Here is a 12,264-nt window from a genome sequence, read left to right as displayed (position 1 = left end):
ACGACAAGTTTAATGGTTCCGTTGGTTGGTACTGGCGTGTTGAAAGTACGAGATATCTACCCTTTCACTCTGGGTGCTAACATTGGTACTTGTATTACGGCACTACTAGCAGCGACAGCGGTATCTGGAGAGTTCGCAGTATTCGCACTACAAATCGCTCTAGTCCACTTAGTGTTTAACATCATGGCGACGCTGTTTATCTTTGGAATTCCATTCCTACGTGAGATTCCGGTTAAAGGCGCTGAGATGATTTCTGAAATGGCTATTAAGAATAAAGCTGTTGTTGGTGGTTACCTAATGTCAGTATTCGTTATTCTACCAGGTGCAATTCTAGCCCTAACAACGTAACAACAACGACATACCATCGCTTATTGTTTAGGCTCCACATCGTGGAGCCTTTTTTATGATAATTAAACTGTTCAAATCGATTGTCCGGTGATAATTTGAGCCACATCAGCATGCTTATGCTGAGCTATCTCATTTGGAGTCGACAACATGACGCAGCTTAATGACGCTATTTCTGATCAGCTACTCGCAATAGACGAAAACCTAACCCAACTGGTTGCTGATATTGATATCCTCAGTAGCGTGAATCCTCTTAATTATGCTCAAGAAAGAGAACGTTTCATTAAAAACAAATATTCTCAAGAGCCTAATTTTCAATATTCAATTACTAACGTAGATACCCACAGCGCAAAGCGACGCCTATATGAGCTACCTCTAGAAAACATTCAAGACACCCAACTGCAGAGGCTATACGCGGATGTAATTCAGTCTTATGCAGATAAACTGGATCAAGTGAATACCATCGGCACGCAAGAGTTTCTTTATAACTCCTTACGCTATTATGGGGAACCGAGCGCCAAAGATATTGCCAACGCCCATTTCATATTGCACCTTCCTACAGAAGAAGAAAAAGAACCTCAGCACGATAGCCGTGCAATAGCACGTTTCATGCAAAATTTTGCTCAACGCAATGGGTATGAATGTGAAATACAGGTGTTGGACGGGATGTTAGCAAACGCACTAGTTTCAGGGTCTCGAGTCAAAATTAACCACGCGGCGTACATCACCACTGATGAGCTGGAGGCTCTTGCACATCATGAAATGGGAGTACATCTCCTGACTACGCTTAACGGTCGTCAACAACCGCTAAAAGTCCTGAGCTTAGGTTGTCCTGCCAATACCAACACTCAAGAAGGGCTGGCTATATTATGTGAGTATCTGTCAGGACATTTCAGTATCAAGCGCCTAAGAACCTTAGCCTTACGAGTTCTGGCAGTAGAGTCGATGATCAAGGATCGCGATTTCCGCCATACGTTCATGCTATTAAAAGAACAGTATAAAGCTTCTGATCTTCAAGCATTTACAACGACTGCCCGAGTGTATCGAGGTGGAGGTTTAACGAAGGATTACTTGTATCTTAGAGGATTCCGAGAGGTGCTCAATGCCTATGATAAATTGGGCGATGACTTTTCACTATTGTTGTGCGGGAAAACGGAGCTGAAGTACTTTGAGCTTATCCGTTCATTAGTGAGTAAAGAAATATTCACTCAACCTAAGTTTATTAGCCCGGCACTGTCCAAACCGATGCAGACCAACCCAATTCACCGTTATATTGTCAGTGCACTAAAATAATACCTTCTAAGTACAAAAAAGAAAAAAGCTCCATTCGGAGCTTTTTCTATATCTTGAAGAACGATACTCGTTACACTGAGAATGGGTAACGAATAGGATCGTGATGCTCGTACCCTTCAACCCAAAAGTCATCCAGTGTGACCCATGTTTCCAAATCTTCTAGAGATTTAATCTCTGGGTTGATATGGAACGTCGGCGCTTTTAATGGCTCACGTTTCAACTGAACATCGCGCATCAGTTCAAGCTGGTCTTCATAAATGTGAGCATTCACAATCTTATGAAATGCCTGACCAGGTTTCTTGCCCGTAATTTGCGCAATAATCGCCAAGAACACGTAAACTTGAACCATATTGAAGTTTAAGCCAAGCGGTACATCACACGAACGCTGAGTACTATTCAGGTAAAGCGTATCATCCAGCAATGAAAAATGGTGACTGTACATACAAGGACGCAAGCACCCCATGTGGAACTCACCCGGGTTGTAGAAGTTCAAGATTTCACCGCGGTCATCAACGCCACGCGTTAAGTCATCCACTATCTTACGTAGCTGGTCAACATGACCACCATCAGGTTTCGCCCAGGCGCGCCCTTGAACCCCATAGACACGGCCCATGTCGTCTTCGCCTTTACGGTATGGGTTATTCAACCAGGCATCATTTAGGTTGGCATTGGCATCCCAGGTTTTCGTGCCCAGCTTACGAAAATCTTCCGCATTATCGTAACCACGAATGTACCCTAGTAGCTCTGCAACGGCTGCTTTCCAAAAACTTTTACGTGTGGTGACCAACGGAAATTGATTGTTCGCAACATCGTAGGTTAAATCCGCGTTGATTACGGTCAGGCAGCGCTTGCCTGTACGCTCATTTTCAACCCAAACACCTTGGTCAACGATGCGTTGACACAAATCTAAATACTGTTTCACACCAATACCTTACTTCGTCTTTTGTGGTAATTCGTCTTTGTAATGACCACGTTTGTATGCCCAAACCATCATGAGGACACCGATAACCACCATTGGCAGGGATAAAATCTGTCCCATGGAAATAAAGCCACCGAATAAACCCAAATGAGCGTCTGGTTCGCGCACGTACTCAACTAAGAAGCGGAATGTACCATATCCAGCTAAAAATAGCCCTGAAACAGAACCTAGAGGACGAGGTTTCTTGATGAACCAATTCAAGATGAAGAAAAGTACGATACCTTCAAGCGCCATTTCATAAAGCTGCGATGGATGACGTGGCAGTGGACCGCCATTTGGGAAAACGATCGCCCAAGGCACATCCGTTACTCGGCCCCACAACTCGCTGTTCATGAAGTTACCTAAACGCCCCATACCCAAACCAAATGGCACAAGCGGCGCGATAAAGTCAGCAACACCGAAGAAAGTTCGCCCGTTTTTGTGTGCATACCAGAACATCGCAGTAATCACACCCAGTAAGCCCCCGTGGAAAGACATACCACCGGTCCACACTTTAAATAGATACAAAGGGTCAGCCAGGAAGAGCTCAAAATTGTAGAAAAGCACGTAGCCTACACGGCCACCAATCACCACGCCAAGGAAGCCTGCGAACAACAAATCAGAAACCTGCTCTCGTGTCCAACCACTTCCAGGCTTATCCGCACGTCGGTTCGCTAACCATAGAGCAAACATAAAGCCCACAAGGTACATCAAACCGTACCAACGAACCGAAACAGGACCAATAGAGATTAAAACCGGATCAATATTGGGAAATTCAATATATCCCTGAGACATAAATCATTCTCTTCTTATCACAACAAAATAAATATACCCAAGTAACCTCTAGATGCTTGGTTCAGCGAGAATGACTTGGGTACAAACTTAGAGCAGCATGGTCGCTGCAACAAACATTAAGAACACCGCGAATATCTTTTTTAATACCGCAGTTGGAAGGTTAGTTGCCAGCTTCGCACCCACTTTTGTTGTGAGCATCGAGGCCATAGCAATCGCTAATAAAGCGGGAAGATAAACATAACCAATACTGTATGAAGGTAAGCCTTCCACTTTATAGCCATGTAAGATGAAGCCGATCATACCAGAAATAGCAATCACGCAACCACAAACGGAGGATGAGCCCACCGCTTTACGCATCTCTATCCCATGTTTATTTAAAAATGGTACCGACAGTGAGCCACCACCAATACCAGCAAGGCTTGATACGACACCAATTCCCGTGCCGTAAACTACAGTCACAGGGCTGCTCGGCATAGGTTTACTGCTCGTAACTTTAATGGAACGAAACATTTGTACTGACAGGCAAAGAACAATGACACCAAACACTTTCGGCAAATAGTGTGTAGGGATCCACTCAGCAATATTGGCACCAACAAAGCCACCAATGACCACACCAGGCATCAACCATTTTACGACAAACATATCGACATTGCCGAGCTTAAGGTGATTCATCGCCGATGAGCCAGACGTGACAATAATACTCGCTAACGAAGTGGCTAAGGCCATGTGCATACTCATTTCTGGAGAGATCCCAGCAAGAGGAAGCAAATACAACAAGGCAGGAACAACAATCAAACCACCACCGATACCGAGTAACCCCGCCATCACACCCACAAAAGCGCCTAGCGCCAACAATAACAAAAATAAAGAGACGGTCACGATTTCCTACTTTTTACCTGCACGGATAAAGCCCGCAAAGCCCTGTTGAATGAAGAAGTCATGCATCATTTGATGAATGTCCTCCCCATAGGACTTTGTCATTGCTTGCTCCGCTAATTTTTCTAATTCTTCTTGTTGGCTATGACGAATCAAATATTTCACCTTAGCCACATTGGAGGTGTTCATACTCAAACTGGTATACCCTAACCCAAGTAAGAGAAGAGCGCCAAATGGATCACCCGCTAGCTCACCACAAATACACACGGGCACCTGATATTTATCACACACCTCATGGATTTGCTTAAGCGCTAACAGTACCGCAGGATGCATAGATTCATAGACATCCGCTACGCGCGAATTGTTCCTATCTACCGCTAATAAATACTGAGTTAAATCGTTTGTCCCGACAGAAACAAAATCAACACGGTGAGCAATCGTTGGCAACAGATACACCATCGATGGTACTTCAATCATGACCCCAATTTGTGGGAATTGAATTCTATCATCAAGCAAAACGGCTTCGCTGTGAGCTTGATTAATCAAGCTAATGGCATCGTCTAGCTCTTTTACCCCTGACACCATTGGCAATAAGATACTTAAGTTTCCGCTTTCTGCACTCGCTCTTAACATTGCACGCAGCTGGATCAAGAAAATGTCTGGATGATCCAATGTAAAACGAATGCCACGCCAGCCTAGAAACGGATTATCTTCTTCGATGGGCAAATACGGCAAAGGTTTGTCACCACCAATATCCAAAGTACGCATCACTACTCGTTGATTCGGATAGCTGTTAAGTATTGCTTGGTATTGATGATACTGCTCATCTTCCGAAGGAAAGTGATGCTGGAGTAAAAATGCAATCTCAGTTCGGTACAACCCAACACCATCAACACCTGTGTTGATGGCAATATTACTGTCTGCACTGAGTCCCGCATTCAGCATAATTTCGATATGGTGATTATCTTGCGTAACCGCAGGGAGTGCGAGGTCCTTGTTTACCATGGCAAACAGTTCAGACTCTTCGCTTACTAAGCTGCGATACTCTCGCAACAACTGGCGGTTTGGCTCTAAGAAGATCTCACCCGTATAGCCGTCGACTATCCCGAGTTTGCCATTCACCACATCCGGATTAATGTTGGCGCCCATGGCTGCAGGGACCCCAAGAGCTCGAGATAAAATGGCAGCGTGAGAGTTTGCGCCTCCCTCTAATGATACGACGGCTAACAAAAACTCTTTAGGTACAGAAGCGAGCAAGGTGGCAGTGAGTTCGTTCGCCACCAAAATAATGGGACGATCAATTGCAGAATTTTCTTGCTCACTGTTGTGCAGAAAATAGAGCAGCCTTTGCCCTAACTCTCGGATATCTTGCGCTCTTTCACGCATGTATACATCCGACATTCTGGCAAATCGATTCGAGTATGACTCTACAACTTGGCGTAACGCCCAGTCTGCCCTGTCTCCTTTTTCAATCTGCTTCTTCAAATCACCGCGAAGCATCGGATCATTCAGTAAGTGAGTAAACAGATCGAAGATCGCCAGCGCATCTTTGTTGATTTCACTGTCCAGCTTTTTCCGCATACGGCGAAAGTCATTTAACGCTCGCTCTATGGCCACCAGTAATGTCTCGTGCTCGCGTTCCTTATCTAACGTGGACGAAGGGAAAACATCCGATAAACTCGGCTGGGTATTGTCGAACCAAAACTCTCCAATCGCGACACCAGTAGACGCAGGCAAACCTTTTAATACCGTGGGTTTAGATGCTAACTGCCAATGCCCAAGATTCTGCGCATGTGCAATGAGCACCGCTAACTGAGCGGATAAGGTAACAAGAAACGATTCTTCCATTTCACTAAACAAGCGCGGCGTTTTTTGTTGGATCACCAACACACCTAAAACTTGTTTACGATGAATGATTGGAGTAGCTAAAAAAGAGTGGTAAATCTGTTCGCCGAGTTGAGGAAAGAATTTGAACTCGGGGTGTTTTGAGGCTTCGGCAAGGTTAAGGGGTTCAGCGCTTCGTTTTACCAACCCAACCAAGCCTTCATTGAAGTTGATATGAATACTATCACCTTCAAAAATAAGGCCTTGAGTTGCCATTAACTCAAGGCGCTGCATTTCTTCATTAGCAAGATAGATAGTACAGCACTCAGTACTAAGGGCAGCACAAGTCTCTTTCACCAATATATCGAGTGCCAGATGCACATCATCGACCCTGGAGACTTTCTCAACTATTTCCCTTAGCTGACTGAGCATGATTATCCTCTACGTTGCTTTTTTCTTTTCCCTTTCGCTTTTCTCTCTCGAAAAGGCATGGCTAAGGATGCAAATTCTTTCATCGCTCGTCGATAAACATCTCGCTTGAAAGAAACAACTTGCCTAACTGGATACCAGTAACTTACCCAGCGCCAACCATCAAATTCAGGGGATTTTCCGCGTTGCATATTAATGCGAGACTCATCGCATTCTAATCTCAGCAGAAACCATTTCTGTTTTTGGCCGATACAAACAGGCTTGGAGTCCCAACGCACCAATCGCTTTGGTAGCTTATATCTTAACCAATGACGACTTGTTGCAATGATCTTAACGTCTTTTTTCGTTAAACCGACTTCTTCGTATAACTCCCTGAACATGGCTTGTTCAGGGGTTTCACCTTCGTCAATCCCACCTTGTGGAAATTGCCATGAGTGTTGCCCGTATCGTTTAGCCCAGAAGACCTGACCATGGTTATTACATATCACAATACCAACATTAAGTCGGTAACCATCGCCATCTATCACTGGCTAACCTCTATGAATAAATTTTTTATTACCGTGATTTTTCCACATATCCCCATTACTAGCAAACTTACTGATGTGATATGAGCAAGATTTATTACCTTTTCAGCATTTTTGGATATCTTTTAATCAAACCATACCTTATCAACACAAGAGTGAGACATTGCCCACATTTATTCACCTTTTCTGTGAATAACTTTGTGAAGAATTCAATTCAAATGAGTAATTCAGTTCAATCCCATCAAATGAAAAACAAATGAATAAACAAAAAAACAAACATAAAGCATTGATAAAAAAGTATTTATTTTTAAAAATAACGATAATTCGATCTTCAATTTCTTGATGATCTTTTCACCAAACTCAGATCGGTCAAAGATCCACCAACAGGCTATTTATCCACACTTACCTGCTATTCGTTTAGATGATTACAACAAAATCAACCCCAAAAATGCATTTTAACCCCTGTTTATTCATACAGACCTCGTCAGGATCTTATCAATACCTCCTCCACCTGTGGATAAGTTATGAATTGATCGTTCTTACACCGCCTCGGTGAAATCTTAAACAGTAGATTTGGTCGGAGTTTGATAAACTATATTTTTTGTAATACCACCTTGTAACTATGAAACCAGAACCACAAACAGAAGCAGAGCTATTGGAACGAGCGCATGATATGGCAGGACTCAGTTTTGCTGAGTTGGCCGCCGAGGCGAATATGATTGTTCCTGAAAACTTAAAACGTGATAAAGGTTGGGTGGGTCAATTACTCGAATGGCACTTGGGCGCTCCAGCTGGCAGTAAACCTCAACAAGATTTCGCAAAACTAGGGATCGAGTTGAAAAGTATTCCGATCAGTTACTCTGGCAAACCTTTAGAAACAACCTTTGTTTCTGTGGCCCCCCTCACTGGTGTTCATGGTCTTACATGGGAAACAAGTCATGTTCGAAACAAGCTATCTCGTGTGCTTTGGGTACCCGTAGAAGGAGAACGAGAAATCCCACTCGCTGAAAGACGTGTGGGCAGTCCACTCATTTGGTCACCAGATGAAGAAGAAGAACGGATTTTGCGAAATGACTGGGAAGAGTTAATGGAGATGATCGTCTTGGGAAGATTTGATCAAATTTCCGCCAGACACGGAGAAGCGCTGCATCTTCGCCCTAAAGCCGCAAATGCAAAAGCGCTCACCGAAGCATATAACTCAAATGGTAAGCCGATGAAAACTCTGCCCCGAGGCTTTTACCTTAGAACACAGTTTACTGAACAGATCTTACTCAAGCACTACATTAACACTCAACCAGAATAAAACTATATCAGCTATTTAGTGCGTCACGAGCGATAACTCAATATCGCAGTACGAGGCTGCCTCTTCAGTGCCACATTCGTCATACGCATTACGCAGCCTTAAATACGCTTTATCGACCCCTAGCCTCAATAATTCTTCTTTTACTAAGTCTAGAGAGCCAAAATGTATCGGGTCTTCACCGTCTTTAATCGGCTCAAGTTGATGCTTGTACTCCACAGCTAAAAGATAGTCAGAGACATCAGAACACCCAATCACAAATACTTTGGGAGTTTTATAAGTATCTTTATGTGGACCATGTAGCCACATGTCCAATTGATGCTTCTGCATAACATACCTCCTTCACACGATTATTTAAGTGTAGTTAGGCTAACTGTAGCTTTCGAGTTTGCTCTCTCTTTATACGTAAATCATTTGCGATTGCGGCTAAAAATCCCCTATATTGGAGTCACTTATTTAGTCGGTAACTCTTCAAGGACGTGATATGCAATACACAAAACTACCGCACTCATCACTTGAGATCAGTAAAATCTGCCTCGGCACTATGACGTTTGGCGAGCAAAACACAGAAAAGGACGCCTTTGAACAGCTCGACTTTGCCCTCGATCATGGGGTGAACTTCATCGATACCGCAGAGATGTACCCTGTACCGCCAAACTCGGAAACACAAGGGCTCACCGAGCAATACATCGGTAATTGGTTAGCAAAAAGCGGCAAAAGAGAGAAAGTAGTACTGGCAACAAAAGTGGCAGGCCCTCGCAATGTTCCTCACATTAGAGACAACATGAGCCTTAATCGTCGCCACATCCATACAGCAATTGATGACAGCCTTAATCGTCTACAAACCGATTATGTCGATTTGTACCAACTACATTGGCCGCAGCGTCAAACCAACTGCTTTGGTCAACTCAACTACCCATACCCTGACAAACAAGAAGAAGTCACGTTAATTGAAACGTTGGAAGCGCTTACTGAATTAGTGAATGCAGGTAAAGTGCGCTATATCGGCGTATCCAACGAGACGCCGTGGGGTGTGATGTCGCTATTGCGTTTGGCAGAAAAACACGATTTGCCAAGAATTGTCTCCATTCAAAACCCATATAACTTATTGAACCGCAGCTTCGAAGTTGGCTTGTCTGAAATCAGCCATTACGAAGGCGTTCAGTTACTTGCCTACTCTCCTTTGGCATTTGGCTGCCTGAGTGGTAAATACCTAAACGGGGCAAAACCTGAAGGCGCTCGATGTACTAAGTGGGAGCGTTTTGCGCGCTACTTCACTCCACAAGGTGTTAAAGCGACCGAAGCTTACGTCAATTTAGCTCAAGAGCATGGTCTAAACCCTGCACAAATGGCGCTCGCGTTTGTCAATCAGCGTCCATTTGTTGCTTCTAACATTATCGGAGCAACAAACCTAGACCAATTAAAAGCCAATATCGACAGTATTGATTTGCAACTTAGCGACGAACTACTTACTGAAATTCAAGCAATAGGTACCACTTACTCGAATCCTTGCCCTTAACAGTAAAGCTCCCTTCAAACGAAAACAGCTGATCTTCAAGACCAGCTGTTTATCCAATGAAGTCATACTTCATATAAAAAGTTAAGCGTGTTGAATGACTCGTTAACAACTCAGTCAGTCCAACACGCTAACGATTACGTCATTATTCGCGACGTTAAAACTCGACGAAGGTGACGAACTCGACGTTCAACTTTAACTGCATCCGGAACATTGGCACGTGTAGAACGACCATCGCGATCTAAACCAATATCTCTCAATAGATGAACATTCGTCCATGGAATATCATGAGCAGTTCGGCGTATGGTGCGCTGCCATTGCTTTTCTTCGCGTTTAAGGTCTGCTTTCAATAGCAAAGTGGCCAATTGTAGGTAAATAGAGTGACGCATAATATTTTCTCCGATTATCGATGTATTCGACTGGGAAAAATAGTGCGTAAAATGAACAGAAATATTCTGTTGATACTAAGCCGCTACTTTTCCGCAGCCTAGTAATAAATATGATAGGTTACGGATTAATTTTTATCTTGTGAGCCAGTGGTATTGGTATCATCCGATTTAAGGGTTATCGGAGCGATAGGCATACGATCAGCGCAAGCAGTGGTGTTAACAACGTAATGTTTCATCTTGCGCCTCCTAGCTAAAAATTAATCCGTTTATGAAAGGTATAACTCACTGAGTTACGGTTAAATTGTAAGCTTTGATGAATATATATCAAACATTTTTTGCCTTTTTGATTAAAAACAAATCAATACACCGCAATTTAGTTTCATATACTTTTATGTATAACATATTCACCTGAGGAATATATAAATTTGCGGATTTTATAAATCAAACCAAACAAAAAATAAAAAGAGCGGCTCTGTGGCCACTCTTTTATTGTATTTATTCGCCTATTTGACACAGGGAAAGGCCAACTACATGGCTTGTTCGGAAATCAAATTATGTTTATTAAGTAGTCGATACATGGTTGCACGCGAAACTCCTAGCTCTTTCGCCGCGTTTGAAACTTGACCAGAATGAGATTCCAAAACAACTAGCAACGCATCACGTTCACTCTTCTCACGGATTGATTTCAAGCTGCGCTTTGAGTCATTACGTTGAGGTAAATCTAAGTGATGCTCTTCAATCATTACGCTGTCGGACATTAATACCGCTCGCTTCACTTGGTTCATCAGCTCACGCACATTTCCAGGCCAGAAATAACGTGTCAGTGCCTTGAATGCATCCTCAGAAAAGCTTTTTGCTTGCGAGTTGTACTCTTTTGAGAACTCTTGTAAGTAGAAACGAGCCAGCAATGCGATGTCACTCGCACGTTCTTTCAAGCTAGGGACATTGATGCGCAAAACGTTGATGTAATGGTAAAGCTCTTCATTGAAGTCACCGTCAATCAAAGCTTTTTCAACATCTGACGAGTTAGCAGCAAGAATACGCACGTTAACCGCTTTTACGCCATCTTTGGTATCAATGGTGCCTTCTTGCAAGAATCTCAGCAGATTCATTTGCTGCTCTTTTGAAATGGTAAGAATGTCGTTAAACAACACGGTGCCGCCATCTGCTTGTTCAAGCAGGCATGCTTCCATATCTTCATCGGCGTTAATACCAAATACTTCAGCTTGGAAACGTTGTTCATTGAGTGCGCGACAGTTAATTGCCATAAACGGTTTATGAGAGCGTGAAGAGACTTTATGGATGGCCCTAGCAACCGCCTCTTTACCAGTCCCACTTTCCCCAGAAATCAGAATACTGACGTCCGTTGGACCAATGCGCTTCACTTGATCGCGTAAACGTTTCATCGGGATAGATTCACCGATCAAACCCATATCTAAACTGCTACCAAAACTAGGCCAAACTTTTTTCTCCAACTTAAGCATGCCAAGCTGGTGACCTATTGTGCTTAATAACTGTGCATCTGGGATCGGCGCTGTGAAAAAATCGATACAAAAGTTAACAATGAACTGGCATATGGTGTCAGTGCCAAGCTGAGATTCACGAATAAACGCTAACCAACGTACGTGTTTGTGAGAGCTGACTAAGTTCGCCAAACCATTCAAGCTGAACTCGTCATGGCTGAGATCAACAATACCGATACATGGACCAATATCTTCTAACAGCGTATTAGCTTTGCGTAAGTCACCTACTTGGTGACACTTCCAGCCCACTTGCTCCAGTACCGATAACCAAGGCTCATAAGTACCGCCAACTACCACAAGCGATCCCGGGATGGAATCCATCTTAAACTGCCCAGCCATTCTCTAACCCTTTTTCATTGTTAATAGAAATTTTGTGCCACAAACTTATCTTTGCGAGCGGGTAACATTATCGAGACTCCGCCCCCTCACGTCTGTCTCAGTATTAAGACTATGCAATAGATTGAGATTTGGCGAATGTTTATTTGCATATCC

At 43.4% G+C, this 12,264-nt stretch carries 11 protein-coding genes and 1 pseudogene; 4 read left to right on the top strand and 8 right to left on the bottom strand.

The annotated features are described in order from the left end of the window. Nucleotides 1-348 (top strand): annotated as a pseudogene (locus IQR33_RS24570) (Na/Pi cotransporter family protein); the annotation flags it as partial. 147 nt (nt 349-495) lie between these two features. After that, nucleotides 496-1,638 carry a flavohemoglobin expression-modulating QEGLA motif protein gene (locus IQR33_RS24565; RefSeq protein ID WP_017636169.1) on the top strand — a complete coding sequence of 381 codons (1,143 nt, stop codon included), beginning with the start codon at nt 496-498 and terminating at the stop codon, nt 1,636-1,638. Between the two features lie 70 nt (nt 1,639-1,708). Here IQR33_RS24565 and IQR33_RS24560 read toward each other — a convergent pair whose 3' ends face one another. The 5 genes from IQR33_RS24560 to rppH form a co-directional block, all read right to left on the bottom strand. Further along, nucleotides 1,709-2,560 carry a thymidylate synthase gene (locus IQR33_RS24560; protein WP_017636170.1) on the bottom strand — a complete coding sequence of 284 codons (852 nt, stop codon included), beginning with the start codon at nt 2,558-2,560 and terminating at the stop codon, nt 1,709-1,711. Between the two features lie 9 nt (nt 2,561-2,569). Further along, nucleotides 2,570-3,391: a prolipoprotein diacylglyceryl transferase gene (gene lgt, locus IQR33_RS24555; protein WP_005381948.1), complete on the bottom strand. Its 822-nt coding sequence runs from the start codon at nt 3,389-3,391 to the stop codon at nt 2,570-2,572. Between the two features lie 87 nt (nt 3,392-3,478). Further along, the gene (locus IQR33_RS24550; RefSeq protein ID WP_005385965.1) at nt 3,479-4,270 is read right to left on the bottom strand and encodes a sulfite exporter TauE/SafE family protein; all 792 of its coding nucleotides are present in this window, start codon (nt 4,268-4,270) and stop codon (nt 3,479-3,481) included. 6 nt (nt 4,271-4,276) lie between these two features. Continuing rightward, nucleotides 4,277-6,523: a phosphoenolpyruvate--protein phosphotransferase gene (ptsP, locus tag IQR33_RS24545; protein WP_193837557.1), complete on the bottom strand. Its 2,247-nt coding sequence runs from the start codon at nt 6,521-6,523 to the stop codon at nt 4,277-4,279. A gap of 2 nt (nt 6,524-6,525) precedes the next feature. Beyond that, a complete protein-coding gene (rppH, locus tag IQR33_RS24540; RefSeq protein WP_005381953.1) occupies nt 6,526-7,047 on the bottom strand; it encodes an RNA pyrophosphohydrolase in 522 nt (173 codons plus the stop codon). A gap of 619 nt (nt 7,048-7,666) precedes the next feature. Between rppH and mutH the strand changes: the two genes are divergently transcribed. Then, nucleotides 7,667-8,347 (top strand): DNA mismatch repair endonuclease MutH, encoded by a 681-nt coding sequence (gene mutH, locus IQR33_RS24535; protein WP_017821501.1) that lies wholly within the window; start codon nt 7,667-7,669, stop codon nt 8,345-8,347. A gap of 15 nt (nt 8,348-8,362) precedes the next feature. Here the strand turns inward: mutH and IQR33_RS24530 are convergent, their stop codons facing one another. Continuing rightward, nucleotides 8,363-8,674: a DUF6482 family protein gene (locus tag IQR33_RS24530; RefSeq protein ID WP_005381772.1), complete on the bottom strand. Its 312-nt coding sequence runs from the start codon at nt 8,672-8,674 to the stop codon at nt 8,363-8,365. A gap of 154 nt (nt 8,675-8,828) precedes the next feature. Between IQR33_RS24530 and IQR33_RS24525 the strand changes: the two genes are divergently transcribed. After that, on the top strand, nt 8,829-9,863 hold the full coding sequence (locus IQR33_RS24525) for an NADP(H)-dependent aldo-keto reductase (protein WP_005381774.1): 1,035 nt from the start codon (nt 8,829-8,831) through the stop codon (nt 9,861-9,863). A 134-nt stretch (nt 9,864-9,997) separates the two neighbouring features. Here the strand turns inward: IQR33_RS24525 and IQR33_RS24520 are convergent, their stop codons facing one another. Both IQR33_RS24520 and vpsR read right to left on the bottom strand, forming a co-directional pair. After that, on the bottom strand, nt 9,998-10,249 hold the full coding sequence (locus IQR33_RS24520) for a hypothetical protein (protein ID WP_005381776.1): 252 nt from the start codon (nt 10,247-10,249) through the stop codon (nt 9,998-10,000). A gap of 527 nt (nt 10,250-10,776) precedes the next feature. Further along, a complete protein-coding gene (gene vpsR, locus IQR33_RS24515) occupies nt 10,777-12,111 on the bottom strand; it encodes a cyclic-di-GMP-binding transcriptional regulator VpsR (RefSeq protein WP_017635067.1) in 1,335 nt (444 codons plus the stop codon). Nucleotides 12,112-12,264 lie beyond the last annotated feature (153 nt).

This window comes from Vibrio sp. OPT46 (assembly GCF_015163535.1).
Classification (GTDB): Bacteria; Pseudomonadota; Gammaproteobacteria; order Enterobacterales; family Vibrionaceae; genus Vibrio; species Vibrio alginolyticus.
This window is presented reverse-complemented; position numbering and strand designations above follow the sequence as displayed.

What these genes read in the sequence shown, in the direction of transcription:
- vpsR (WP_017635067.1), bottom strand. Translation starts at nt 12,111, where the DNA reads ATGGCTGGGCAGTTTAAGATGGATTCCATCCCGGGATCGCTTGTGGTA.
- IQR33_RS24525 (WP_005381774.1), top strand. Translation starts at nt 8,829, where the DNA reads ATGCAATACACAAAACTACCGCACTCATCACTTGAGATCAGTAAAATC.
- IQR33_RS24520 (WP_005381776.1), bottom strand. Translation starts at nt 10,249, where the DNA reads ATGCGTCACTCTATTTACCTACAATTGGCCACTTTGCTATTGAAAGCA.
- IQR33_RS24565 (WP_017636169.1), top strand. Translation starts at nt 496, where the DNA reads ATGACGCAGCTTAATGACGCTATTTCTGATCAGCTACTCGCAATAGAC.
- ptsP (WP_193837557.1), bottom strand. Translation starts at nt 6,523, where the DNA reads ATGCTCAGTCAGCTAAGGGAAATAGTTGAGAAAGTCTCCAGGGTCGAT.
- mutH (WP_017821501.1), top strand. Translation starts at nt 7,667, where the DNA reads ATGAAACCAGAACCACAAACAGAAGCAGAGCTATTGGAACGAGCGCAT.
- lgt (WP_005381948.1), bottom strand. Translation starts at nt 3,391, where the DNA reads ATGTCTCAGGGATATATTGAATTTCCCAATATTGATCCGGTTTTAATC.
- IQR33_RS24530 (WP_005381772.1), bottom strand. Translation starts at nt 8,674, where the DNA reads ATGCAGAAGCATCAATTGGACATGTGGCTACATGGTCCACATAAAGAT.